Genomic DNA, 23,438 nt, shown 5'->3' on the forward strand with positions numbered 1-23,438 from the left:
CCGCCGGCCGGCGCCGACCCGGGCGGGGTCGGGCGGGACGTCTGGGCCGCCTGGCCGGCCGCTCGCGGGCGCAGGCGCGACACCGCCCGGCCCATCGGCCGCGGCCTGGTGATCTCACCGTCAGTGGGTCCCGGCGCCGGCCCGATCAGGCCGTGCACCGCCCGGACCACCTTGGGCTGCCGCGCTCGGTCGTCCCCGCGCAGGCCGGTCTCCAGCTCGTGGACGCCCAACGACCAGGCCAGAACGATGATGCGCCCGGCGCCCGCGACCTTTCCGGCGTGCGCCCGCTCCAAACGGGCACCGCGGACGGCGTCCCGCGCAATCCAGAACGGCTCGCTGCCGGTGCGGTCCACCTGAATCCCGCCCTCGTAGACGGTCACGTACGCGTCCGCGCGTCCACCGAGCCCGCGGGCTGTGATCCGGTCAAGCCAGTGCCCGGCGTCCACCGTCCCCAGGTAGAGGCCCTTGAGCGGCGCGGCGAGGACGGTGCCGGTCTCGCCGGGAACCGCCGGCAGGTCGGGAAGGTCCTCCTCCTGCCGTTCGGCCCGACGGCGCCAGGTTCGGCGCATCCCGCCGACCGCGGCCACGAACAGCAACAGGCAGCCGAAGGCGAACAGCAGGTGCAGGCCCAGGCGGTCGGGACCGCGTTGCGGCGCCGCCGCGGCGATACCGTCCGCGGCGGCGGCGAGCGAGGCGGTGAAGGTGAGATGGTCGGTCATACGATCTTCCCGTCGAGCACGGTGGGACGCCCCCGCAAGAACGTGGCCTGGACGCGTCCAGGCAGCTTGCGGCCGGCGTAGGGGGTGTTACGACTACGGCTGGCAAATGCGGCGGGATCCACCGTCCAGCGGGCCGCCGGATCGACCAGGACGACGTTCGCCGCGGCTCCCGCGGACAGCACCCCGGCCATGTCCCGCGACCCGTCAGTGCTCCGGGGACTGTGGCCTGCGGGCAGACCGCCGATCCGAGCCGGGGTTCCCGCCATCCGGTCGGCGAGTCCAGCCCAGTCCAGCAGTCCCGTTTCCACCATGGTCATGATCGCAATCGACAGCGCGGTCTCCAGACCGAGCATCCCGGGACGGGCGGCGGCCCACTCCGTCTCCTTGTCCTGCGGGGCGTGGGGGGCGTGATCGGTCGCGATGCAGTCGATTGTGCCGTCGGCGAGCCCGGCCCGCAGCGCCTCGACGTCGGTGGCGGTCCGCAGCGGTGGATTGACCTTGTACACCGGGTCGTAGGACGTGGCCAGCTCGTCGGTGAGCAGCAGATGGTGCGGGGTGACCTCGGCCGTGACCCGCCAGCCCTTGGATTTCGCCCAACGCAGGATCTCCACCGAGCCCGCGGTCGAGACGTGACAGACATGCAGCCGCGAGCCGACATGGCCGGCCAGCAGCGCATCCCGGGCGATGACCGCCTCCTCGGCCGCGGCCGGCCACCCGGGCAGACCGAGCCGCGCAGACACCGCGCCCTCGTTCATCTGCGCGCCCTCGGTCAGCCGGGGCTCCTGAGCGTGCTGGGCGATCACCCCGTCAAATGCCTTGACATACTCCAGCGCCCGGCGCATCAGCACCGCGTCGGACACGCAGTTGCCGTCGTCGGAGAACACCCGCACGGCCGCCGCAGACGAGGCCATCGCGCCCAGTTCGGCGAGCCGGGCACCGCGCAGCCCCTCGGTGACCGCGCCGACCGGGCAGACGTCACAGTGCCCGGCGGCCTGGCCGAGCCGCCAGACCTGTTCCACCACCCCGGCGGTGTCCGCCACCGGCTCGGTGTTGGCCATCGCGAACACGGTGGTGAAACCGCCCAGTGCCGCCGCCCGGGTACCCGAGGCGACGGTCTCGGCGTCCTCCCGACCCGGTTCGCGCAGATGGGTATGCAGGTCGACCAATCCGGGCAGGGCGATCAGGCCGTCCGCGTCGAGGACGTTGGCGCCGGGCGCGCTCAGGCCCGGCCCGACCTCGACGATCACCGGACCAGCCAGGAGCATGTCGACCGCGGCGGCGCCCAGCGGCCGCACGCCGCGCAGGAGCCAGCGTGCGTTGCCGTTGCCGTTGCCTGGATCGAACGCGGCGACGTTGGCGCGTTGCGTCATGAAGCGGCCTCCAGAACGAACATCGTAAGCAGCGCAGCGCAGGAGACCGTCGGGGACCCGGTCATGCCACCTCCCTGGTGCCGCCCAGCAGCAGATACAGAACGGCCATCCGCACGCTTACGCCGTTGGCGACCTGCTCGACCACTGTCGAGCGGGTCGAGTCCGCCACATCCGAGGCGATCTCCATGCCGCGCACCATCGGCCCCGGATGCATCACCAGCGCGGATGGTGGCATCGCCGCCAGTCGGTCAGCGTCCAAGCCGTACCGGCGGGTGTATTCCCGCTCGGTGGGGAAGAACGCCGCCGTCATCCGCTCGCGCTGGACCCGCAGCATCATGACGACATCACTTTTGGGCAGCACCGCGTCCAGATCGTAGGAGACCTCGACCGGCCACCGTTCGACCCCGACAGGCACCAGGGTGGGCGGGGCGACCACCGTCACAGCCGCTCCCAGAGTCGAGAGCAGCCACATGTTGGACCTGGCCACCCGCGAGTGCAGGATATCGCCGACGATCGTGACGGACAGGCCGTCGAGGCGGCCGAGGCGTCGGCGGATGGTGAACGCGTCGAGCAGAGCCTGGGTCGGATGCTCATGGGTACCGTCCCCGGCATTGAGCACGCTGCCACGTACCCAACCGGCGAGCCGGTGCGGAGCACCGCTGGCCGGATGTCGGCACACCACCGCGTCGGCGCCCATCGCCTCAAGGGTCAACGCCGTGTCCTTGAGGCTTTCTCCCTTGGAGACGCTCGATCCGCGGGCCGAGAAATTGATCACATCGGCGGAAAGCCGTTTGGCTGCGACCTCGAACGACGTCCGGGTGCGGGTCGAATCCTCGAAGAACAGGTTGACCACCGTCCGACCACGCAGGGTCGGCAGCTTCTTCACCGACCGGTCCGCGACGGTCGCCATGTACTCGGCCGTGTCGAGCACGAGCAGGGCCTCGTCCCGGCCAAGATCTTCGGTGGACAGGAGATGGCGCATCACCCGGCCCGCCCGTCCGAGACAATCATGACGGCGTCACGGCCGTCGATTTCGGTGAGCCGGACCGCGACGGCCTCCTGGCGGGATGTCGGCATGTTCTTGCCCACATAGTCAGCCCGGATCGGCAGTTCCCGGTGACCGCGGTCCACCAGGACCGCGAGCTGTACCACCCTGGGCCGGCCGAATGCGGCCAGCGCGTCGAGAGCCGCCCGCACCGTACGCCCGGAGTACAGGACGTCATCGACGAGAATCACTGTCCGGCCGTCGATCCCCCCGTCGGGAAGGTCGGTGACCCCGAGCGGGCGGACCGCTTGAAACCGCAGGTCGTCACGGTGCATGGTCGGGTCGAGCGAACCCACCCCGAGTTCGACGCCTTCCACCGCGCGTACCCGGGCGGCGAGCCGGTGGGCAAGTGGCACCCCGCGGGTGGGTATCCCGAGAAGCACGACGCCGTTTCCGCCGGAGGTCTTCTCCAGGATCTGGTGAGCCATCCGGGTGAGTATCCGGCCGATGTCCGCACCGGAGAGGACCGAACGGGCGACGCCATGGCCCGATGCCTCCGGACCGGATGAGGACCCACCCGTGGCAGCTGCGGCCATGGCGATGTCCCTCCTTCCCCGCCTCACTGGACGGTCCTTAAAGGAGCGGTCCGGATGACGGTATCAGGCACCTCAGATTGTCACTGCACGTTACATACTTGGAACCCGACGCGTATGAACAGCTCCAAGTGGGGAAGTTCCCACAGCCGTAGCGCCTAGTGCGATCGAAGTGCTACAGAAAGTGGTACAAAGAAAGTGTCAACACGACCCCCCTGGTGTCGAGGCACAACCGACCCGGGACTACTATGGGTAACCACCGGAGGCAAGAGCCCCGGTTCCAACTGATCGACCACGACGGGAGTGGGCACTCCGATGTCCGACTATGCGAAGGCGCTCGGTACTCGGCTGCGCGCAATACGCACCCAGCAGGGGCTCTCGCTTCATGGCGTCGAGGAGAAGTCGCACGGGCGGTGGAAGGCTGTCGTCGTGGGCTCCTACGAACGCGGAGACCGCGCCGTTACGGTGCAGCGCCTGTCAGAACTCGCCGAGTTCTACGGTGTCCCGGTGGGAGAACTCCTCCCCGAAGGTTCAACCGTGGCTCCCCTCGAGCAGTCGCCGCGCATCGTCCTCGACCTGGAGCGTCTTTCCCAGGTACCCAAGGAGCAGGGCGGCCCGCTCGCCCGGTACGCAGCGACCATTCAGAGCCAGCGCGGCGACTACAACGGCCGCGTGCTCTCGATCCGCTACGAGGACCTGCGCTCCCTCGCCGTCATCTACGACACCTCACCGAGCAAACTGACCGAGCAGCTCGTGTCGTGGGGAGTTCTGAGCCCCGAGCAGGGCCAGGAAGCAAGCATCAGCGAGTCCGCCTAACCCGCACCCGCCAAAGGGCGCGCGATCATGGTTTTTGCGCGCGCCCGGAGGCGCTCTGCGGAGCCGGCCCCGCCAAAGGGCGCGCGATCATGGTTTTCGCGCGCCCGGAGGCGCCAAGGGGTACCGGCCCGGCCCGGCGGGTATCGGGGGTGCCCGGCGGGCCAACCTCAGAATTGATCCTTTTGATGACAAAAGGAACGTTCGCCCCAGCTCAGAGCGCCCGAGGACAGGACTGTCCGGCTATCCTCGGGCGCTTTTGAGGTCAAGCAGTCGCGCCAGCAGGCCGTTGACGAAGGCCGGCGAGCGTTCGGTCGACATCAGCTTGGCGAGTTCCACAGCTTCGTCGATGGCCACCCCGTCGGGGATGTCCTCGCGCCAGAGCAGTTCCAGCGCGCCGATCCGCAGGATGTTGCGGTCCACCGGCGGCATCCGCTCAAGCGTCCACTCCTGCGCATGGTCGGACAGCATCTCGTCGATGTCGATGAGATGCTCGACAACGCCTTCGACCAGGCTGACGGTGTATTCCGACACCGGCGGGTCGGCCTGCGCGAGCCGCTCGGCGAGCGTGTCGGTGAGGCTGTTCCCGCGCATGTCGGCCTCATAGAGGATGTCGAGGGCGCGCTTGCGAGCCTTCGACCGCGCGCTCAGCTGGTCACCCTGCCGAGGTAGCGACCGTCCCTGGTGTCGACCTTGACCTTCTCCCCGGCGGTGATGAACAAGGGTACCTGGACGGTGGCGCCGGTCTCCAGCGTCGCCGGCTTGTTACCACCGGTGGAGCGGTCGCCCTGCACCCCCGGCTCAGTCTCCGAGATGATCAGTTCGACGCTCGCCGGCAGCTCCACGTACAGCGGCGCACCATCGTGCAGCGCCACGGTCGCCGTGGTGTTCTCCAGCATGTAGTTCGCGGCGTCGCCGACGACGGCCGGCGGAACGGGCAGCTGGTCGAACGACTCGCTGTCCATGAAGACGAAGTCCGCGCCGTCGCGGTAGAGGAAGCTCATCTCGCGCCGGTCGACGGTGGCTACCTCGACCTTCACGCCGGCGTTGAACGTACGGTCGACAACCTTGCCGGTCAGGACGTTCTTCAGCGTCGTGCGGACGAACGCCCCGCCCTTCCCGGGCTTGACGTGCTGGAACCCGATGACGCTCCACAAGGTGCCGTCGAGGTCGAGTGTCATGCCGTTCTTCAGGTCATTCGTGGTCGCCACTGCGCGCAACTCTCCAGCCGGACCGCCAGGTTGGTCCGTTCGACAGACAGGGATCTCGCGAGAGTCTATCGCCATGCCGGACGGCTGACGGCCGGGTGACGTCTCAGCCGGCGCGCGGGCGCCGAGCCGCGATTGCCCGCAGCGCGAGGAGGTAGGAGTCGAAGCCCAGACCGGTTATGGTCCCGACCGCCACCGCACTGATCACGCTGTGGTGCCGGAATGCCTCCCGGGCGTGGGTCTGGCTCAGATGCACCTCGACCAGCGGTCCCCCGACCTGGGCGGCGGCGTCGCGCAGCGCGTAGGAGTAGTGCGACCATGCCCCCGGGTTCAGCACGACCGCTGCGTCGTTGTCCGCGGCCTCGTGCAGCCAGGCGATCATCGTGGCCTCGTCGTCGGTCTGCCGGCAGTCGACATCCAGACCCAGTTCCTCGGCCTGCTCCTGACAGGCAGCAACAAGATCGTCATAGGTACGGCTGCCGTACACCGCTGGTTCCCGCCGGCCCAGCCGGCGCAGGTTCGCGCCGCTGAGCACCAGCACCTTCATGACCGGACCCTCATGACCGGACCGTACCGACCACAGCCGGGAGCTCGGCGGGCTCCCGGGCGACCTCGGAGAAGGCGGCCACGACCAACGCCGGGTCCGGGTCCTCCAGCATGCGCGGGCGGGCCAGCGCGTCCAGGACCACGAACCGCAGCCGGCGTCCCCGGCTCTTCTTGTCCACCCGCATCGCGTCGAGCAGGTCCGCCCAGCGGTCCGCGCGGTAGGTCGTGGGCAGGCCGATGCGTTCGAGCAGGTCGCGATGCCGGTCGGCGACGGCGTCGTCCAAGCCGGCGGCGAGCCGGCTCAGGGAGGCGGCGAAGACCATTCCGACGGACACGGCGGCACCGTGGCGCCAGGTGAAGCCCTCGACCTTCTCGATGGCGTGCCCCAGGGTATGCCCGTAGTTGAGGATCTCCCGGCGACCGGCCTCCGACGGGTCGGCCGCAACGACGTCCGCCTTGACCCTGATCGACCGTTCCAGCAGCTCACGCTGATGGCGCAGACCCGTCGGGTCGTCATCGAGCAGATCGAGGATGACCGGGTCTGCGATGAACCCCGCCTTCACCACCTCGGCCAGCCCCGAGGCACGCTCGTTCGCGGACAGGGTCGCCAGGGTCGCCAGGTCACACAGCACGGCCAACGGGTGATGGAACGCGCCGACGAGGTTCTTGCCGGCGTCGATGTCGATCCCGGTCTTGCCGCCGAGCGCCGCATCCACCATCGCCAGGACGGTGGTCGGCACCTGCACGACGTCGACGCCACGCAGCCAGGAGGCGGCCACGAATCCGGCGAGGTCGGTCGTGGCTCCACCACCGAGGCCGATGACGACGTCATCACGGGTGAAACCAACCTGACCCAGGACGTCCCAGCAGAAGCCCGCGATGCGCAGCTGCTTGGCCTCCTCGCCGTCGGGGACCTCGACCGCGTGGGCCTCGATCTTCGCCGTGTCGCGCAGATCCGCGACCACGGCGTCCGCGGTCGCCCGCAGTGCCCGCGGATGGATCACCGCCGCCCGGGTCCGGCCGGCCACCAGGTCGGCGAGATCGCCGAGCAGACCCTCCCCGACCACGACCTCGTAGGGCCGCACACCCGCCGGAGCGACCGCCACCCGGGTCACCGGTGTCACCGTCACGGCCCGACCACCAACTTCTCGACCAACTCGACTACCTCCTCGGGTGTGCGGCCCGCGGTGTCCACCACCGCGGTTGCGACTTCGGCATACAGCGGCGCCCGCGCCCGCAGCATCGCCGTGATCCTGGTACGCGGCCCCTCGACCAGCAGCGGACGGTCCCGGGCCAGACCCACGCGCGCCACCGCGTCACTGACCCGGACGTCGAGGTGGACGACCAGGTGCCCGCGCAACGACGCCCGCGTCGCCGCGTCCAGCACCGCACCACCGCCAAGGGCAAGGACGCCCTCATGCTCGGTCAGGGCGCGTGCGACCGCGTCCCGCTCCAGGGCACGGAACGCGTCCTCACCACGCTCGATGAAGATGTCGCCGACCGGCATCCCGGCATGGCGCGCCACATCGGCGTCGGTGTCGCGGAAGGCCGTCCCGAGCCGCCGCGCGAGCACCTGCCCCACCGTGGTCTTCCCGGAGCCGGGCGGGCCCACGAGCACCACGACCGGCCGTCGTCCGCCACCGCCGCTGTCAGCGGCGATCATACCGGCTCCGACCTGATGATCAGCGACTTCAGGTACGCCTCACAGTTGCGCCGGGACTCCTCCACCGAGTCGCCACCGAACTTCTCCACGGCCGCGTCGGCGAGCGCGAGTGCGACCATGGCCTCGGCGACGACCCCCGCGGCGGGTACCGCGCACACGTCGGAGCGCTGCGCGATCGCGACCGCCTGTTCGCCGGTGGCGACGTCGATCGTGGCCAGCGGCCGGGACAACGTCGAGATCGGCTTCATGGCCGCGCGGACCCGCAGCGGCTCGCCGGTGGTCATCCCGCCTTCAACGCCGCCGGCACGGTCGCTGGCCCGGCGCACCCGATACGGCGCCCCTGACACGCCGTCGGCGGGCAGCCGTTCGATCTCGTCGTGGGCCTGCGACCCCCGCCGCCGGGCCGTTGTGAAACCGTCACCGAACTCCACTCCCTTGATGGCCTGGATGCCCATCAGCTCACCGGCGATCCGAGCGTCGAGGCGACGGTCACCGTGGACGTAGCTACCCAGCCCCGGTGGACAACCGTAGGCCAGGACCTCGACGATCCCGCCGAGAGTGTCGGCGTCCCGACGGGCCGCGTCGATCTCGGCGACCATCCGGATACTCGTCGCCGGGTCGGCGCACCGGACCGGATCGGCGTCCACCACATCCATGGTCACCGGCTGTGGTGGTGGCGAGCCGGGCGGTGTCTCCACGCTGCCGATCGCCACCACGTGCGAGACGACCTCGATGCCGTAGGCCTGCCGGAGCAGGGCCTTGGCTACGGTCCCGAGGGCGACACGCGCCGCGGTCTCGCGCGCGCTGGCCCGCTCGAGGACGGGCCGGGCGTCGGAAAAGCCGTATTTCTGCATCCCGGCCAGGTCCGCATGCCCGGGTCGGGGCCGGGTCAGCGGAGCGTTTCGGGCCAGACCCGCCAGCTCCGCGGCGTCGACCGCATCGGGCGCATCGGGCGCCATGACCTGGCGCCACTTGGGCCACTCGGTGTTGCGGACGAGGATGCTGACCGGACCGCCCAGGGTGAGGCCGTGGCGCATGCCCCCCAGCAGCTCGACCTCGTCACGCTCGAAGCTCATCCGCGCGCCGCGGCCGTGCCCCAGGCGGCGGCGGGCGAGTTCGTCTGCGATCTGGGAGCTCGACACCCGGATACCGGCCGGCATCCCCTCGACGGTCGCCACCAGAGCCGGGCCGTGCGACTCCCCTGCAGTCAGCCAACGCAGCATGAATCCAGTCTTCCACGCATGCCGGCCATCGCACGCCGGCCATCGCACGCCGGCCATCGACGCGAACCGGACAGGCGTTGGTCAGCGGCTGCCCAGGACCGCGACGAAAGCGCCCGCGAGCAGAAACGGCCCGTAGGCGATGTGCGCGCGCAGACTCGCCCGCCTGGTCACCAGCAGGAGCAGTGCCCACATCCCGGCCAACGTCATCCCCACCATGAACCCGGTGAGGACGACCGGGGCACCGAGCCACCCGAGAGCGCCGCCGAGCAGACCGGCCAGTTTCACGTCACCGAACCCGAGGCCGGCTCCGGGTAACGCCCACAACGCCGCAGACACCGCGGACACGACCGCCGCGGCGAGCACACCGCGCATCCACCGTCCCGGATCCCCATCGGTGAGGGCCGCTATCCCGAACAGCACGGCCAGGATCGGATAGGACGGCAACGTGAGCGCATCGGGCAGGCGGTGAACCCGGACGTCGATGACGGCCAGCGTCACACCCACCACCCCGAGGTAGGCGTATGCCGGCAGCCAGTTGACATGGTCGGCCAGCTTGACGGCGAACGCGACGACCACCACGCCGGTGAGCACGCCCAGCAACCAGCTGGTGGGTACCGGCCCGCGGATCTGCTCACCGTCCGCCGGCCCGAAGGCACCTACCAGTGCGGGAAGCACCGGCACAGCGCCCAGTGCGGCAAGAACGATCACACTGGTGGACGCGGCCGCAGCGAGGTTCACACGGGTGTCCCGCCGCCGGAACCGACGGCGGCGGTCGGCGCCGGCGCCGGCGCCGATCCCGATGCCGATCCCGATGCCGACCGCAGCTCCAGCGCCCGCCGGCCCGCGTCGAGCAGCAGACCCACATCCACCTCGGCGCCGGTGAACAGCCGTACCTGGCCGCCCGCCTGGGCCGCGAGTACGACCAGCCCACCGGCGAGCGCCGCTCCGGCGGCCTGTGCACGAGCGGCCAGGCGGGTGGGCCACGGGTGGTAGAGCAGCTCGACCAGCGCGGTCGAGGACGGCCACGGGTGGCGTGCCAGATCGTCGGTCACGCCGGCCGGGGTGGTCGCGAGGACGATGTCGGCGCCGCGCAGGGACCCCGGCCCGCCCGGACGGGCGAGGATTCCCGAATCCGGTGATCCCCAACGGTGGACCGTGACGCCGAGCCCGAGCGCGCCACCGATGTCGACCAGGAGCGCCGCCGCCGCGGGGCGGCGCGCGACCAGATCGACCCGGTCTGCGCCGAGGCTGGCCAACGCGCCGAGGGCGGCTCGCGCGGTTCCCCCCGCGCCGAGCACCAGGGGGCTACGCGGTGCCACGCCGGTACCGAGAACCTGGGTGACCGCGTGGGCGATGCCCATGACATCGGTGTTGAACCCGTGCAGGCGCGCAGGTGTCCCGCCGGTCGGGCCCGGACGGACGACGATGGTGTTGACGGCGCCGAGAAGCGCCGCGGTGTCGTCCAGTGTGTCGAGCAGTGCCAGGACGGCCGTCTTGAGCGGCATGGTGAGCGACAGGCCCGCCCAGCCCGGATTAACCCGTACCCGGCCGAGCAGCTCCGCCAGGGCGCTTTCGTCACACTCGACGGCCGTGTAGTCCCAGTCGAGTCCCAGCGCCGCATAGGCGGTTGTATGCAGAATGGGTGACAGCGAGTGCGCCACCGGCATGCCGAGGACGGCGGCCCGCCGGCGGGTCACGAGCCCCCCTCGGAACGGTAGCGTGCGAGCGCTTCCTGCCACTCCTTGTCCGTGGTCGCGAAAATCGTCACATTCGACTTCGGCAACGACACGAAGTACAGCCACGGCCCCGCCGCCGGATGCAGCGCGGATTCCAGCGCCCATCGACCAGGGTTGGAGATGGCCCCCGGCGGCAACCCGGACACCTTGCGGGTGTTGTAGGGGTTGTTGCTGTTCAGCTGATTCTGGGTCAGCGGACCCTCGTATTCGTTGAGCGCATACCGGGTGGTCGAGTCGAGGTCCAGCCGACGGAAAGCCCCGGAGGTGTCGGCAAGCCGGTTGTAGATGACCCGGGCGACCTTCGGGCCCTCCTCGGGGTTCTTCACCTCACGCTCGATGATGGACGCGACCGTGATGACGTCCTGTGGGGTACGGCCCAGAGCAGCCGCGCCAGCCTCGATGTCGAGGGATGCCGTCTCCGTCCTGAATCGGTCGACGAACATCTTGACCGTGACAGTCAGCGATGCACCTGGTTGCAGGTCGTAGGTGAACGGGTACAGATAGCCCTCGACCCCGCTGGCATAGGACGGCAGCTGGAGCTCGCCCGGGTTCTTCACGAGGGCCTCGAGCGCTGCAAGCGGCTGGCCGGTACGGTCCGCGAGCGCCGTGAGGACCTGCCGGGTGGTCATGCCCTCGGCGATGGTGAGCCGGAACAGCGCGTGCGACCTGGCGTCGAGCAGCGCGGCGAGTGCGTCGACCGCGCGCACCCGCTGCTTGACCTTGTAGAAGCCGGGCTGGATGGACCGCGACCGCTCGTCGGCCGCGGCCGCGTTGACGAACGCTGCCGGGGTTCGCACGACGTCCGCGGACGCCAGCACCCGCGCGATGTCGCGGGCGGTTGACCCGGCCTGGATCTGGATGATGACCGAACCGTCACCGGGCCCGGCAAAGTCGGCGGCCGACTCGCCCTTCGCGATGCGCCCGATCACCTTCCCCGCGCCGTAAATTCCGCCGGCGAGCAATCCGGCTACCACGACCAGGATCGCGACAAGCTTCGGAACGGCAGCGGGTCTGCGTTGTCCGGCCTGGTTACGCCTGCTGCGGCGACCGCCGTTCGATGGGCCGCCGTCGTCGCTGTGGCCGTCATCGTCATCGCCGTGGCCGTGGCCGTGGCCGTCGTCGTCGTCGTCGTCGTCCGGATGGTGCTCGGGCCTACCGCCGTTCGGCGCGTCACCGAGCAACTCATCGAGATCATCGCTGATCACGCGCTGTCCGCGGGTCGGTCCGACCTCGGTTCCTCGGCTCCCCTGCGCACGCGCATCGAAGCCTCGTCCACCCGTTGACCGGCAGGCGGCGTGACCGCTGCTCGGGCCGCGCCCCCGTCCGGCGGGGCGTCCAGCACGGACTGCAGGATCTGCACGGCTGCCTCCTGATCCACAACTCCACGACGAGCCCGGGCACGCATGCCACGTTCAGCCATCCGACGGTGGGCCACGACCGTGGTCATCCGCTCGTCGACCAGCCGAACCGGGACAGGGGTAACGCGTGCCGCAAGAAGATCGGCGTAGGCCCGAGCCTGGCGGGCCGCTGGCCCCTCGACCCCGGACAGCTGCGTCGGCAGACCCACGACGACCTCCACAGCCCGACGATCCCGAATAATAATTGCAAGCTCATCAAGATCGCGTTGCATTCGGGGATCGCGTCGCAACGTCGTCACCGGAAAAGCGATCCTTGCATCAGGATCGCTGGCGGCGACTCCCACCCGTACCGTGCCCACGTCCACACCGACGCGCACGCCCGTCCGGCGGGTCACCGGGCGCCCCCGCCCCCGTCCCCGGACGACCTCCCGGACCTCCCGGACCTCCCGGACCTCCCGGGCAAGCTAGCGGCGGTGCGCATCCGCGACGTCCGGCACGTCGGCTCGCCCGTCGGATGTCCCACCCGGTGCACCGGCGTCACCGCCGTCACTGGCGCCGATCCCGAGAGCCTGCCGAAGTTCATCCTCCCGCTCCGCCATGCCCTCCCGGACGTCCGCCACGAAATCCTGCACCGACTGCGCGAGGGAACCGGCCATGTGCGCCGGGGTGAGCGTGGACGCCGCGCGGGCGGCCCGCCGAACGGTGACCACGCCGACCGCCGCACCAAGGGCGATGTAGAACATCCGGGGCATTATGCACTCCTGCTCTCGGGCCCCGGAACCCCGGCGCCGGATGTCTGCAGCCCCGGTACCCCGACGCCGGCCGTGCCGGCGCGCCGCGCGGTCCGCCGGGACGTGCGGTCGGCCTTGATCTCCGCCGTGACCCGCGACTCGATGTCCGCGCGGCTCCGCTTGGCCGCCGCGCGCCGAACCCCGTAGGTGAACGCCGCGACCCGCACGACCGGACCACCGAGCGTGGCCGCGAACAGCGACGTGAGCGAGGAGATGTTCGTCGAGATCGACTGCACGTTCGCCGTGATGGCGTCGACCCGGTCCAGCTCCTTGTTCACATGGCTGAGGGCAAGGTTCACCTCGTCCACGGTCGCGCCCGCCTGCCGAACCCGCGCGGTGCCCTCGTCGATGACAAGCCCGGTCTGACGAACCCGCGCGGCCGCCTCGTCGAAGATCTTCCCAAGCTTGAACAACACGTAGCAGCCGAACAGGACGAGCACGGAGAACGCCCCCGCCGCGATCAGTCCCGCGATCGCACCACCGGACATGTGTGCTCCGCCTCCGCTGTCATGGGCCGTAGCCCAGCCATATCGTCATAATCAAGCACTATTGTCGTAATCCAGTAATATCGGCGTAACCCAACAGTACCGGCGCCCGGACGCGGTACCCGACAGCATCGGGGCACCGGCTCACGGCCATCCGGTGGATGTTCATCCATTACCGGCCGTACCACCGACGTCCGCCAGAACCGCCAGAGCCTCCCTGGTGGGCTCCTGCCGTGGTCACGGTCGGTGGACCGGCCGGGAACGCCCGAGGCTGGGGCGTTCCTGGAGCGACCCTACCGAGCGCGACCAGCTTCGTGGCCACTCGCCCCTGACGGCTCGTCCACATCGCCGTGGGCGGCGGCCGGATGACCGGCGCCTCGCAGGGTGGCACGCAGGAACGCCAGCCGCTGCGAGGCACGCGATTCGAACCCGTTCCCGCTCGGCTGGTAGTAGTCGCGAGCCACCAACGAGTCGGGCGCATACTGCTGGCCGACCACGCCACCGGGGTGGTCGTGGGGATACCGGTAGCCCCCGCCATGGCCCAGCCGACCCGCGCCCGGGTAGTGCCCGTCGCGAAGATGGACGGGCACCGGGCCGGCACGCCCCGCCCGGACATCGGCCACAGCCGCGTCGACGGCCCGGATGACAGCGTTGGACTTCGGTGCCAGCGCGAGATGGATCACGGCCTGGGCCAGCGCAAGCCGTGCCTCGGGCAGGCCCACCGCCTCCAGGGCCGCCGCCGCGGCCACCGCCACGCCCAGTGCGCCGGGCTCAGCCAGTCCCACGTCCTCACTGGCCAAGATGATCAACCTGCGGGCGATGAAACGAGGGTCCTCCCCCGCTTCCAGCATCCGGGCCAGGTAGTGCAGGGCTGCGTCGACATCCCCGCCACGGATGGACTTGATGAACGCGCTCGCCACGTCATAGTGCTGGTCACCGGCCCGGTCGTAGCTGACCGCGGCCCTGTTCACCGCTTGCTCGACAGTTGCGAGGTCGACGCGGGCGGGGGCATCCGCCCCGCGAGCCCCCAGCGCCCCCAGCGCCGCGAGCGCGGCGTCGCCGGCGGCCTGCAGCGCGGTCAGGACACGTCGGGCGTCGCCGCCGGCCAGGCGCAGCAGATGATCGACCGCGTCATCGTCCAACGCGAGTCGGCCACCATAACCACGAGGGTCGGCGAGCGCCCGGTTGATCAGGATGAGGAGATCGCCGTCGGTGAGCGGCTCGAGCGTGAGCAGTAGCGACCGGGACAGCAGCGGTGCCACCACCGCGAAGAACGGATTCTCGGTGGTGGCGGCGACCAGCGTGACCAAGCCGTTCTCCACCGCGGGCAACAGTGCATCCTGCTGGGTCCTGGTGAAACGGTGGACCTCGTCGATGAACAGCACCGTCCGCACACCGGACATCGCCAGCGCGTCACGCGCCTCGTCGATCGCCGCCCGCACATCCTTCACCCCGGCCGTGACCGCCGACAACTCACGGAACCGGCGCCCACCGGAACCCGCAATGACGTGGGCCAGGGTTGTCTTGCCGGTACCCGGCGGCCCCCACAGCAGGACCGAGGTCGTACCGCCGCCCTCGGCCAGGCGCCGCAGCGGGCTGCCCGGCCCGAGCAGGTGACGTTGCCCGACGACATCATCGAGGGTGCGGGGACGCAGCCGGGCCGCGAGCGGACCCGACGTCGCGAGGGCCTGCTCGAGCCCGCCATCGAACAGGTTCACCCGCCTACCGTATGACCGCCCGCGCGGATGTCGTGCTGCCGGCTGTGCCGGAGCCGCGTTCTCACAGTCGCGTTCTCACAGTCGCGTGACGCGGTCACGGCGGTGTCCCCGCCGCCCGGCGTCATCTGTCCGGCCGAACACGTCCACCGGCGGGCCTTCCACTGAGGGTGACAGCGGGCCTCCCGCCAAGGGTGCAGCCTGGCCGTGGACCGCGGCCGCACGAGTGAAGACGTCCGTCTCGCTGACCCCGCCCAGGGCCGAGAAGATGACTATCGCCAGGATGGAGAAGGCCAGGACGCACACGGCGAGGCTCAACGTGATCGGGTCGACGCCATCACCGGGCTGCGTCACCCCGGACGTGACGGCGACCCGGGTGGCGGCCATGCCCGTGTAGTGCATGCCGCAGACGGCTGCCGCCATCACCACCGACGCGGCCAACACGTGGTTGCGGCTACGTACCCGAAAGGCGATCCACAGCGCGGCCAGCGCCGCAACCACGGCTATCACAACCGAGATCGCGACGAGCGTCAGGTCGTAGGTGACGGTGCTGCCGGTCCGCATCGCGGCCATGCCCGTGTAGTGCATCGCCGCGACACCGAGACCGGCGATGAGCCCGCCGAAACCCAGTCGAGCCACGCTGCGGGGATTCGTTGCGACGACCATCAGGCCGATTCCCGACACCGCCACCGCGATGACGAGGGAAAGCGCGGTCAGGCCCAGGTCGTAGGTGATGTCCATCCCCTCGACGTGATACGCGACCATGCCCATGAAGTGCATCGCCCAGATTGCGCCGCCGCCGAGAGACAAGGCGGCGGACGCGACCCAGCGTCGCCGCACGGCGGCCCCGCTCCCGGGAATGCGTAACGCGCTCACCAGTGCGGCAAACGAACCCATCAGCGCCAGACCGACGGACACGCAGACGAACAGCAGGTCGTAGTCGGCCGTGTGATGCGCTGCCGCCGCAAGACCCATGAGATTCTCCCAACCCATGCCAAAAATGCCTCGTTTGTCTCGTTTTTAGCACACCTAGGTATGAACCTGGTCGTGCCGAAGCGTGCCGGCCGGTGGATACCCGGTCGACGGGACGGAGCCGTAACGGTTCCGGTGGCCTTCATCGATACTTACCGACCGGCCGGCAAGCCCCTGACCTGCGGCCGGCAACAGGGGCGGGCGCTCCAGGTGGTCAGCAGTCCCAAGTGATCGTGTAGTGACGGACGAGGCCGTCGAGCTCCGGCGAAATCTCCATGATTATCTGGCATACCCGATCGACCGCGCGTGGCGCGAGCGCATTGTAGATCTCGCCGAAAACCTGATGTGCCTCACCGCGCGGCCAGCGCGCCGGCAGCAGGTCCAGCGGCAGGTCGGGATCAAGACTTGGGAACCGTCGCCACGCGTCCATCACGGCGGTACGGGCAACCAGCGACTCGGACGGGCCCACCTCGCCCAGTCTGATCCGCCCCAGCAGGGGCGTATGGACGACAATGAACTCCTCATAGCGGAACCGCAGGTCGCGCAGATCCCACGCCTCGATCGGCGACCGGGGGCCGATGATCCCGGTTTCGGCGGTGGCCGTCATGATGGTCGCCTGGGAAACGTCGAGTTCCGCGAACATTCGGAAGGCCGCATCCGCGACCGACCGGGGCGTCACCCACATGCCGTCATACAATGGGGCGAAACCCAGCCAACGCAGTTTGTTCCGGACGGCATGGCGCACATCACGCTGCTCTTCCGGAATGGAGAAGGCGGCCACCGTCCAGTGGCCGTCCCAGGGCGTGTGGCACTGCCCGAACGACAGAATGCGCCCGGCACCCTCCCGCAGGGCGTCGGCTGCCTGGCCGGTCAGGCCGTAGTACGTGTTGCGGCCGATCCGCGAGGAATCCAGCAGACCTCGCCGGGCGAGTCGGCTCAGTGCGGCACGCGCGCCAACTGTGGAGACACCGAAGTCCGCCAGCAGATGCACAAGGGCCGCGGACGGTATGTGCTCCTTACGTCCGTTCCAGTAGTCGCCGAGAAGCGTCGTGAGGAGGCGCTGCGGTTGGACGCCGCTCTGCAGGCGAGGTAGGTCGACTTCTGACGAGCGGTCGCGGGTGACGACGGACACGGATGTTGTCACGAAAGATGATTTTACGAGCATGTCCACACCGGTCCCAACGGCTCCGCCGAGACCACCTGCCGGCATTCGCCTGCCCACCGACGTCCATCCATCCGTCGACGCCTGTTCGCCCGTCGACGTTCGCCGGCCGGGCACAATTCGCCGGCCGGCCACGACGGGAACTCACGGTTCACCTCGGCCACGGGTGCTCGATCCGCGTGGCACCCGCCCACGCGGGCTGAGCCGCGCCCACTGCCCCGCCCAGGCCGCGACCGGTTCGAGAGCACCTTGCAGGCGACGTCCGTGCACGGTGAGCCGATAGTCACCAGCCTCGTCTACCTCTACGATCCCGGCCTCGCGCAGTTCCCGCAGCCGTTGCGACAACTGGGCCTGCGGAGCCGCCAAGCGCAGTGCGAGTGAACGGAATGTAGCCGGAGCCTCCCGCAGCTGCCAGAAGATCCCCAACGCGTGCCGGCGGGCCAACAGGTCGATCACATGGGCCAACGCGGCGACCTGCTCAGACGGACCATCCGGCCCGGCGCCGCTGTGCGAGCCGCTGTGCGAGCCGTCACGGGAGCCGTCGCGGGAGCCGTTGGGTGCCATCTGCTGACACAGGACCGCTGGAGATCAGGAGGTGTGCACAGCGCCAGAGCCGTTCGCACTGTGCGCGCCGACCGTGCCGGCGAAGGCGCCGGTCGTCGGTGGGCGACTGCCTCGACCCGTGACTCCACCCACCGTCTGGCGGACCTTGTCGACGAGCCCACCGGCCTGGGCCGAAACGACGCCGGCCGCGCTCTGTACCTCCGGACGCTCCCGGAGCGAGCGCGCCTGACGCATGATCACGTCATAGCGCTCCCGACCCGCACGCGCGCCGAGTAGGTAGCCGAGCCCGAGACCGACAACGAAACCGGGCCTGACGTACATGGTGCCTCCCGCTGGTTCCAAGGGCCTGAAAAGGCGCGGAAACTGGATGATCGCACCTCGTTGGCCCGGGTGGGTTCCGGGGGCCTCCAAAGGCGCGCCAAGCGAATGATCGCGCCTCTGCCGCCCGGGCCGGACGACGATCGGCAGGATGCCGCCTGCCCGCCTGCCGCCTGCGTGCCGCCTGCCCGCCGGTCGGTGGGCAGCGCTGCGCCCGCTGACCGACCTCGGGATTCCTACCCCGTCGACCGGTCTGCGCGAACCTCAGGTACCCTTGCCAAGTCAGGTGCTCGGGACCGTGGTCCGGAGCATCGCGGTCCCGCGTAGCTCAATTGGCAGAGCGTCCGGCTGTTAACCGGCAGGTTACAGGTTCGAGTCCTGTCGCGGGAGCGCTATTTGAGTATGTCGCTGCGCATCGGTCAGGTGCGGGCCTGTCGCGTCGCACCAGGCGCAACCGCACGCATCACATCGTCAGCGGGGTCGCCCCACCCGATCCCGACGATGACGACCGTGGTGGCGCCGGCGTCCACGTAGCGTTGGATCCCAGCCCGGCACTGCTCGGGCGTGCCATGGACGATCAGCTGGTCGACGACCTCGTCCGGGATCGCAGCGACCGCGCCACGCCGGTCGCCCGCCGCCCACGCATCCCACATCGGTGTGAGCAGTTTCTCCCGCCCCAACCAGCGCTGGTAGGCGGCGTAGACCTCCACGTTGAGATACGCGGCGATCATTCGCCGGGCCTCGGTGCGCAAACGGTCGGGGTCCGGATTGGTCGAGACGAAGACCTTACAGACGATTTCCTTGTCCGGACCGACCTCGGCGCGCACGGTGTCACGCAGGTCGTCCGCGGACAGCCAGTTGAGGATGACGCCGTCGGCCTCGCGCGACGCCATCCGCAGCATCCCCGGCCGCAGCGCGGCGACCAGGAGTGCCGGTGGCACCTGTGGGACCACTCCGAGGCGGAAACCGCGCACGGTGAAGGTGTCGAACGCCGCGTCGACCCGCTCACCCGCGAACGCCTGCCGCAGGAAGCGGACCATGTCGCGGGTGTGGCGGTAGGGCTCGGTGAACGGGATGCCGTTCCAGCCCTCGACGATGGGCTTGGATGACGCTCCGATGCCGAGCGCGAACCGGCCGGGTGCGGCTTCGGCGAGCGTGGCCGCGGTGGTGGCCAACAGCGCCGGCCCGCGGGTGAAGACAGGCAGAATCGCCGTTCCCAGCCGCGCGGTCGGCACCCAGCACGAGGTGAGTGCCAACGGGATGATTCCGTCGGTAGTGTCGGCCTCGGCGGACCAGAAATCGGTGTAGCCGAGTTCGGACAGTTCCACGAACAGTTCACGACTGGCGGACAGCGGCACGTCGAGGACCGGAAGATGAACGCCGTAACGGGCCGCACCCGCCGCACCCGCCGCACCACGACCATCCATACCGCTACTTTCCGTCATTGATCGAAGACCTCCGAGCGAAGTAACGAGGGAGCCATGCCATTCGTCAGCGGCGGTGTTGTCGTCGAAGAGATCGACGAGGTGAGTTGGCGGGTCCTGGAGGCGGTCGTGTATCAGGGCAACGAGCAGCTGTTCACTGTCGAGAAGGGCTTCGTCACCGACTTCGCGTCGGTACCGCAAATCTTCACCTGGCTGATACCCAGGTATGGACGGTACACCAAGGCAGCCATCCTCCATGACTGGCTTTGGGGACTGGCCGACCGTGGCGGCATCGAACGCGCCGACGCGGACGGAATCTTCCGGCGCGCGATGCGGGAACTGGACGTGTCCTTCTTACGACGATGGCTCATGTGGGGAGCGGTCAGGCTTGCCGCTGTCCGCAAGTCAGGAATTTCCACCCTGTGGCACCCCGGGTTCGGTCAGTTCGCCGCGTTCGTCGCGGTCCTGGTTCCCGGCTTTCTCTTCGTGCTCGTACCCGGACTCGTCGTCCTGGCCGCGCTCGGCGTCTTCTACGTCGCCGAATCCGTCACGTTCGTCCTGCTGAAGATCGGCGGAGGCCGGAAACCATCGGGAACCCCGGCAAAGAAGATCAACCGCCCGTCATTCCCCTGGACGTCGTCGTAGGGCCTGCGACCGGGCTGCCCGGGAATGGGCAGCCTGAGAATGGGCCGCCCGGGAACGCAGCGCGAGGGATCCGGCGAACAGCCCGACGGTGATGGCAAACTGGCCGAACCACCAGGGCGCCAGCACATGGTGACCAGATGTCGGGCACAGCGCCGACAGCAGGACGAGACCCGCGCTTGCATAGGTGGCCAGGCCGTACCCGGCGCGTCGGCCGGCGAGCAGCGTCACGACGGCGGCGAGCAGGATCAACAGGGTCACGTTGCCGACGGCGTTGATCCAGGCGGGCACAACCGGATCCGGGCCGTCCGGTATCGGCTCGATCGCCCCGGCGGTGAGGAAACCGACCACCATGACCAGTGCCCACAGCCGCGCCGTCGTGGGCCGCATGCCCAGGGCGCGCACCGCGGGTCGGCGACGCCACCGCACCGCGACCGGCTGGCCGGCCAACGGTTGGCGGATCCCCGACTCGAGTACGTCCAGCGACTCGGGTTCGTCCAGCGACTCGGGTACGTCCGCGGGTCGCGCGGCCCGGAACGCCTCCGCCTCGGTGTCGGGCACGGGCGCACCTCGACGGGTCGTTATCGGTGCAGCCTCAGTTGTGATGGTCATATTCCTCAGGGTAGATCTGTTCATCCACGATCGCGAGCGCACCGCAGACATCGACTCATACAGCCGGGCCGGCCGCATTCAGCCGCCGGGCCGGGCGGCTACGTGGCGACTGAACAACCGCGTAACCGCCCCGGCGTCAGGCGTTGTGAGTGGTCTCGCTCGTAAGTCCTTCGGGGGTTGACACCTGGGCGCATGGTGTGGGGCCGGTTAGATGCCGGGGGTCAACAGGTACAGCTGGCAGGCGTAGTCGAGGGTCTCTTCGGGGGTGCCGGTGACGGTGACGGTGGGCAGGAGGGTGTCCTGGTATCCGTTGTTGCTCGCGAGGGAGAGGGCGAATCCCCAGTGGGTGGCGGATCCGGTGTAGCGCAGCCGCATCAGCGGGATGCTCTCGCCGTCGGCGAGCCGGCCCTCGATGTAGGCAAACGCGCCACGGTAGCGGATGTGCAGGCCGGCGAGTGGGGGCCGGCGGGTGGCCGCGTGGATGTATAGCCGCTGTGGCAGCGATGCCTTGGTGGGTCGCCGGTCCAGCACGAGTGGATGGTTGACATACATTTTCTGCCCGAAAACCGGCGCCTCCTGACGCCTTTCTTCCACTCGTCGCACCGAAGGGAATACGGATCAAGGAGTGGGGTTGGGGTGGATGCGTCGCGAGGCGGCGGAGGGAGGCATCGGAGGTGTTGGGTGTGGACCGACGACAACCCGGCGAGGTGCGTGCCCCAGCCCCGCGACGCCGCGTCCCCTGTTGCCGGTCGCTCTTACTTCAGCCGCTCATCCTGGTACCGTGCTGGCCGGACGGAGCGGGATCACCGGCACCCATCCCGTCCTCGACCTTGATAACGGTGAAGTTCTTGTCAAGCTTGACGGTGACGAGCGAGCCGTCGGCTTTCTTCATGTGTGCCTCGTACTCGGCGTCACCGGCGTCGGTTTCGACCCGGTACACCGTGCCGCCGGGAACGGCCTGCAGCGCCGCTGCACGCGCCTTCTCCGCGTCGGTGCCGGTCAACTGTTTCTCGTCACTGCGCGCCGGCGTTGCCCCGCCGGCCTGGCCTTTGGGCTGGCCCTGGGGCTGGCTCTGAGGCTGGCCCGCGGCGGTACCCGTGGTCGCGGGGGCGGTGGGGGTGGTGGAACTGCTGTCCGCCGCGGCCACCACCGCGGCAGGGGAGTTCTCCGTGGCAGCGGAGGCACTGGTTGTGCCGGCGAGCACACCGCCAGTGAGAGCCCCTGCCGTCACCAGACCCGCCGCCCAAGCGAGTCCCTTCTTACTTCTGGTCCGACCGGTCGTCTGATCGTCGGTCATGGTTGGCGCGATCTCCTCGTCTCATGGCCACCGGGCTGGCGGCCGGTACTGGTCACCTTCCGATCGGAAACTGTCGAGACGCTGGGCCGCGGCTGTGATGCACCTGTCGGGCGCATCCTGTGGGCAGAGGATCGCATCCGAGTCTCCGGCAGCGGATATGCTCGCCCCCGTCGGCGCCAGCCACCGATACGGTCGGTCTGACCGGTGCGGCGGTCACGGGGCGGTAGCTCAGTCGGTTAGAGCAGCGGACTCATAATCCGTCGGTCGTGGGTTCGAGTCCCACCCGCCCCACACCCGCTGACCTGCACGAACAGGCCACGGAGATCGCCATAGAGATCCACAACTAGCCCTGGTGGTGACGTGGTGGTGACGTTGCAACAGCAACCATATTTCCTCCCGCGGATGGCAACTACGGACAGTGCTTCCCGGTCGTCGAGCATCGACGACCGCCACAGTGGGCGATGGATGAAACCGAGAGCGCGAGGACAGGCCGGACGATGAGCCGCTACGCCTACAACCCCGCCCGCCGTGCGCTCGTGCTCTCCTGGGCCACCGACGCCGGCGACGTGGCCGCCACCGTCGCCACGCTGCCCGCGGCAACCACCGACGGCGACACCCTCGACGACCTGCACGAGGAACAGACAACCGCCGTCTTTCTCGAGAACGTCCGGACCGAACCGGCCCTACGACGCGCCGAGCTGCTGTAACACCAGCCCCGGCCCCCTCACGGGCGGGCACCGCAGCCCTACCCGGTCACATCCTTTCCCCGATCAAAATTGACGACTGTTCCCATGGGACTATCGGTCGCGACCGTGCCCTCAGGTGCGGAACCGGCCGGACGGTGCGCGCGCGGAACGATATCCGCGACCGCCTCCGCGGCGTCCCGATCCACCTCCTCGAAGATCGACGTATACACGTCGCTGGTGAACTGAATGCTGGAATGACCCAGCAACTCCGACACCAACTTCAGATCCCGCGTCGCCCGGTAGGTAAGACTGGCCGCAGTATGACGAAGATCATGTAGTCGGATGGGTGGCAACGGCCCGAACGCCAACGCGGTCTCGATAGCGACGACGGGCATGCGGTGGCGTGCCGCGAGGAACGCCGTGTCCCAGCCTTTGTCCTCATGCTCCCGCCGGATCGTGGTGAACCGGGCGAGCAGCCGGTCAAAGCGTTGCGACACACCGTTCGGAGTCAACCGCCGGCCATTCTCATGCGTGAACACCCGGCCGCAGTCGACCC

28 protein-coding genes, 2 tRNA genes and 1 pseudogene are annotated in these 23,438 nt (G+C 69.4%); 5 read left to right on the forward strand and 26 right to left on the reverse strand.

Features of this window, described 5'->3' with window-relative positions:
* The 4 genes and pseudogenes from U9979_RS18335 to pyrR all read right to left on the reverse strand — a co-directional run.
* Window positions 1–719, reverse strand: a pseudogene (locus U9979_RS18335) (hypothetical protein); the annotation flags it as partial.
* A complete protein-coding gene (locus tag U9979_RS18340; RefSeq protein ID WP_322780341.1) occupies window positions 716–2,089 on the reverse strand; it encodes a dihydroorotase in 1,374 nt (457 codons plus the stop codon). The pseudogene U9979_RS18335 and the gene U9979_RS18340, both read right to left, overlap by 4 nt.
* A 61-nt stretch (window positions 2,090–2,150) precedes the next feature.
* Window positions 2,151–3,071, reverse strand: coding sequence for an aspartate carbamoyltransferase catalytic subunit (locus tag U9979_RS18345; protein WP_322756089.1), 921 nt, complete (start codon window positions 3,069–3,071; stop codon window positions 2,151–2,153).
* Complete coding sequence (gene pyrR / locus U9979_RS18350) at window positions 3,071–3,670, reverse strand: bifunctional pyr operon transcriptional regulator/uracil phosphoribosyltransferase PyrR (protein ID WP_322780342.1); 600 nt, start codon at window positions 3,668–3,670, stop codon at window positions 3,071–3,073. Before pyrR ends, U9979_RS18345 begins: the two co-directional genes overlap by 1 nt.
* Window positions 3,671–3,982: 312 nt before the next feature.
* Here pyrR and U9979_RS18355 point away from each other — a divergent pair, with 312 nt between their 5' ends.
* A complete protein-coding gene (locus U9979_RS18355) occupies window positions 3,983–4,483 on the forward strand; it encodes a transcriptional regulator (protein ID WP_322747533.1) in 501 nt (166 codons plus the stop codon).
* Window positions 4,484–4,723: 240 nt separating this feature from the next.
* Here U9979_RS18355 and nusB read toward each other — a convergent pair whose 3' ends face one another.
* The 17 genes from nusB to U9979_RS18440 form a co-directional block, all read right to left on the reverse strand.
* A complete protein-coding gene (gene nusB, locus U9979_RS18360; protein ID WP_322756100.1) occupies window positions 4,724–5,131 on the reverse strand; it encodes a transcription antitermination factor NusB in 408 nt (135 codons plus the stop codon).
* Window positions 5,128–5,691, reverse strand: a complete 564-nt coding sequence (gene efp / locus U9979_RS18365; RefSeq protein ID WP_322747535.1) for an elongation factor P — start codon at window positions 5,689–5,691, stop codon at window positions 5,128–5,130. Before efp ends, nusB begins: the two co-directional genes overlap by 4 nt.
* Window positions 5,692–5,794: 103 nt before the next feature.
* Entirely contained in the window at window positions 5,795–6,235 is a 441-nt protein-coding gene (gene aroQ / locus U9979_RS18370; protein WP_322780343.1) for a type II 3-dehydroquinate dehydratase, read from the reverse strand.
* Window positions 6,236–6,245: 10 nt separating this feature from the next.
* Window positions 6,246–7,364, reverse strand: a complete 1,119-nt coding sequence (gene aroB, locus U9979_RS18375) for a 3-dehydroquinate synthase (RefSeq protein ID WP_322780344.1) — start codon at window positions 7,362–7,364, stop codon at window positions 6,246–6,248.
* Entirely contained in the window at window positions 7,361–7,897 is a 537-nt protein-coding gene (locus U9979_RS18380) for a shikimate kinase (protein ID WP_322747538.1), read from the reverse strand. Before U9979_RS18380 ends, aroB begins: the two co-directional genes overlap by 4 nt.
* Entirely contained in the window at window positions 7,894–9,120 is a 1,227-nt protein-coding gene (gene aroC, locus U9979_RS18385) for a chorismate synthase (protein WP_322747539.1), read from the reverse strand. The genes U9979_RS18380 and aroC overlap by 4 nt, the downstream gene beginning before the upstream one ends.
* An 81-nt stretch (window positions 9,121–9,201) precedes the next feature.
* Entirely contained in the window at window positions 9,202–9,858 is a 657-nt protein-coding gene (locus U9979_RS18390) for an A24 family peptidase (protein WP_322747540.1), read from the reverse strand.
* Window positions 9,855–10,817: a shikimate dehydrogenase gene (locus U9979_RS18395; protein ID WP_322780345.1), complete on the reverse strand. Its 963-nt coding sequence runs from the start codon at window positions 10,815–10,817 to the stop codon at window positions 9,855–9,857. The genes U9979_RS18390 and U9979_RS18395 overlap by 4 nt, the downstream gene beginning before the upstream one ends.
* Window positions 10,814–12,061, reverse strand: a complete 1,248-nt coding sequence (gene mltG, locus U9979_RS18400; RefSeq protein ID WP_322780346.1) for an endolytic transglycosylase MltG — start codon at window positions 12,059–12,061, stop codon at window positions 10,814–10,816. Before mltG ends, U9979_RS18395 begins: the two co-directional genes overlap by 4 nt.
* A complete protein-coding gene (gene ruvX, locus U9979_RS18405) occupies window positions 12,058–12,609 on the reverse strand; it encodes a Holliday junction resolvase RuvX (protein WP_322747543.1) in 552 nt (183 codons plus the stop codon). The genes mltG and ruvX overlap by 4 nt, the downstream gene beginning before the upstream one ends.
* A 69-nt stretch (window positions 12,610–12,678) precedes the next feature.
* Window positions 12,679–12,966, reverse strand: a complete 288-nt coding sequence (locus U9979_RS18410) for a hypothetical protein (protein WP_322780347.1) — start codon at window positions 12,964–12,966, stop codon at window positions 12,679–12,681.
* Complete coding sequence (locus tag U9979_RS18415) at window positions 12,966–13,493, reverse strand: DUF948 domain-containing protein (RefSeq protein WP_322747545.1); 528 nt, start codon at window positions 13,491–13,493, stop codon at window positions 12,966–12,968. Before U9979_RS18415 ends, U9979_RS18410 begins: the two co-directional genes overlap by 1 nt.
* A gap of 290 nt (window positions 13,494–13,783) precedes the next feature.
* Window positions 13,784–15,208, reverse strand: coding sequence for a replication-associated recombination protein A (locus U9979_RS18420; protein WP_322780348.1), 1,425 nt, complete (start codon window positions 15,206–15,208; stop codon window positions 13,784–13,786).
* Between the two features lie 75 nt (window positions 15,209–15,283).
* Entirely contained in the window at window positions 15,284–16,198 is a 915-nt protein-coding gene (locus tag U9979_RS18425) for an MHYT domain-containing protein (protein ID WP_322780349.1), read from the reverse strand.
* A gap of 193 nt (window positions 16,199–16,391) precedes the next feature.
* Window positions 16,392–17,321: a PaaX family transcriptional regulator C-terminal domain-containing protein gene (locus tag U9979_RS18430; RefSeq protein WP_322780350.1), complete on the reverse strand. Its 930-nt coding sequence runs from the start codon at window positions 17,319–17,321 to the stop codon at window positions 16,392–16,394.
* A gap of 162 nt (window positions 17,322–17,483) precedes the next feature.
* Complete coding sequence (locus U9979_RS18435) at window positions 17,484–17,903, reverse strand: winged helix-turn-helix transcriptional regulator (protein WP_322780351.1); 420 nt, start codon at window positions 17,901–17,903, stop codon at window positions 17,484–17,486.
* Window positions 17,904–17,927: 24 nt separating this feature from the next.
* Window positions 17,928–18,224, reverse strand: coding sequence for a hypothetical protein (locus U9979_RS18440; protein WP_322747550.1), 297 nt, complete (start codon window positions 18,222–18,224; stop codon window positions 17,928–17,930).
* A 314-nt stretch (window positions 18,225–18,538) separates the two neighbouring features.
* Between U9979_RS18440 and U9979_RS18445 the strand changes: the two genes are divergently transcribed.
* A tRNA-Asn gene (locus U9979_RS18445) sits at window positions 18,539–18,611 on the forward strand.
* Window positions 18,612–18,640: 29 nt separating this feature from the next.
* Here the strand turns inward: U9979_RS18445 and U9979_RS18450 are convergent.
* The gene (locus U9979_RS18450) at window positions 18,641–19,666 is read right to left on the reverse strand and encodes an LLM class F420-dependent oxidoreductase (protein WP_322780352.1); all 1,026 of its coding nucleotides are present in this window, start codon (window positions 19,664–19,666) and stop codon (window positions 18,641–18,643) included.
* A gap of 36 nt (window positions 19,667–19,702) precedes the next feature.
* Between U9979_RS18450 and U9979_RS18455 the strand changes: the two genes are divergently transcribed.
* Window positions 19,703–20,290, forward strand: coding sequence for a DUF1353 domain-containing protein (locus U9979_RS18455; RefSeq protein WP_322780353.1), 588 nt, complete (start codon window positions 19,703–19,705; stop codon window positions 20,288–20,290).
* Here the strand turns inward: U9979_RS18455 and U9979_RS18460 are convergent.
* The 3 genes from U9979_RS18460 to U9979_RS18470 form a co-directional block, all read right to left on the reverse strand.
* Window positions 20,267–20,848, reverse strand: a complete 582-nt coding sequence (locus U9979_RS18460; protein WP_322747553.1) for a hypothetical protein — start codon at window positions 20,846–20,848, stop codon at window positions 20,267–20,269. The two genes, U9979_RS18455 and U9979_RS18460, sit on opposite strands and share 24 nt — an antisense overlap.
* Window positions 20,849–21,106: 258 nt before the next feature.
* Window positions 21,107–21,493, reverse strand: a complete 387-nt coding sequence (locus U9979_RS18465) for a hypothetical protein (protein WP_322780354.1) — start codon at window positions 21,491–21,493, stop codon at window positions 21,107–21,109.
* A 166-nt stretch (window positions 21,494–21,659) separates the two neighbouring features.
* Window positions 21,660–22,196: a hypothetical protein gene (locus U9979_RS18470; protein ID WP_322780355.1), complete on the reverse strand. Its 537-nt coding sequence runs from the start codon at window positions 22,194–22,196 to the stop codon at window positions 21,660–21,662.
* 217 nt (window positions 22,197–22,413) lie between these two features.
* On the opposite strand from U9979_RS18470, the gene U9979_RS18475 reads away from it, so the two are divergent.
* A tRNA-Ile gene (locus U9979_RS18475) sits at window positions 22,414–22,487 on the forward strand.
* A gap of 206 nt (window positions 22,488–22,693) precedes the next feature.
* A complete protein-coding gene (locus tag U9979_RS18480; RefSeq protein WP_322747555.1) occupies window positions 22,694–22,903 on the forward strand; it encodes a hypothetical protein in 210 nt (69 codons plus the stop codon).
* Between the two features lie 38 nt (window positions 22,904–22,941).
* Here the strand turns inward: U9979_RS18480 and U9979_RS18485 are convergent.
* On the reverse strand, window positions 22,942–23,438 hold a 497-nt coding region (locus U9979_RS18485), incomplete at its 5' end, for a tyrosine-type recombinase/integrase (protein ID WP_322780356.1).

The organism is Protofrankia sp. Cas4, assembly GCF_963555915.1.
Taxonomy (GTDB): domain Bacteria; phylum Actinomycetota; class Actinomycetes; order Frankiales; family Frankiaceae; genus Protofrankia.

Bases quoted from the DNA above. Each gene is read 5' to 3' on its own strand.
- U9979_RS18345 (WP_322756089.1), bottom strand. From the start codon at position 3,071: ATGCGCCATCTCCTGTCCACCGAAGATCTTGGCCGGGACGAGGCCCTG.
- aroQ (WP_322780343.1), bottom strand. From the start codon at position 6,235: ATGAAGGTGCTGGTGCTCAGCGGCGCGAACCTGCGCCGGCTGGGCCGG.
- U9979_RS18440 (WP_322747550.1), bottom strand. From the start codon at position 18,224: ATGTACGTCAGGCCCGGTTTCGTTGTCGGTCTCGGGCTCGGCTACCTA.
- U9979_RS18455 (WP_322780353.1), top strand. From the start codon at position 19,703: ATGCCATTCGTCAGCGGCGGTGTTGTCGTCGAAGAGATCGACGAGGTG.
- U9979_RS18450 (WP_322780352.1), bottom strand. From the start codon at position 19,666: ATGACGGAAAGTAGCGGTATGGATGGTCGTGGTGCGGCGGGTGCGGCG.
- U9979_RS18410 (WP_322780347.1), bottom strand. From the start codon at position 12,966: ATGCCCCGGATGTTCTACATCGCCCTTGGTGCGGCGGTCGGCGTGGTC.
- U9979_RS18425 (WP_322780349.1), bottom strand. From the start codon at position 16,198: ATGGGTTGGGAGAATCTCATGGGTCTTGCGGCGGCAGCGCATCACACG.
- U9979_RS18415 (WP_322747545.1), bottom strand. From the start codon at position 13,493: ATGTCCGGTGGTGCGATCGCGGGACTGATCGCGGCGGGGGCGTTCTCC.
- aroC (WP_322747539.1), bottom strand. From the start codon at position 9,120: ATGCTGCGTTGGCTGACTGCAGGGGAGTCGCACGGCCCGGCTCTGGTG.
- pyrR (WP_322780342.1), bottom strand. From the start codon at position 3,670: ATGGCCGCAGCTGCCACGGGTGGGTCCTCATCCGGTCCGGAGGCATCG.
- U9979_RS18435 (WP_322780351.1), bottom strand. From the start codon at position 17,903: ATGGCACCCAACGGCTCCCGCGACGGCTCCCGTGACGGCTCGCACAGC.
- U9979_RS18480 (WP_322747555.1), top strand. From the start codon at position 22,694: ATGAGCCGCTACGCCTACAACCCCGCCCGCCGTGCGCTCGTGCTCTCC.
- U9979_RS18355 (WP_322747533.1), top strand. From the start codon at position 3,983: ATGTCCGACTATGCGAAGGCGCTCGGTACTCGGCTGCGCGCAATACGC.
- U9979_RS18380 (WP_322747538.1), bottom strand. From the start codon at position 7,897: ATGATCGCCGCTGACAGCGGCGGTGGCGGACGACGGCCGGTCGTGGTG.
- U9979_RS18340 (WP_322780341.1), bottom strand. From the start codon at position 2,089: ATGACGCAACGCGCCAACGTCGCCGCGTTCGATCCAGGCAACGGCAAC.
- U9979_RS18470 (WP_322780355.1), bottom strand. From the start codon at position 22,196: ATGACCGACGATCAGACGACCGGTCGGACCAGAAGTAAGAAGGGACTC.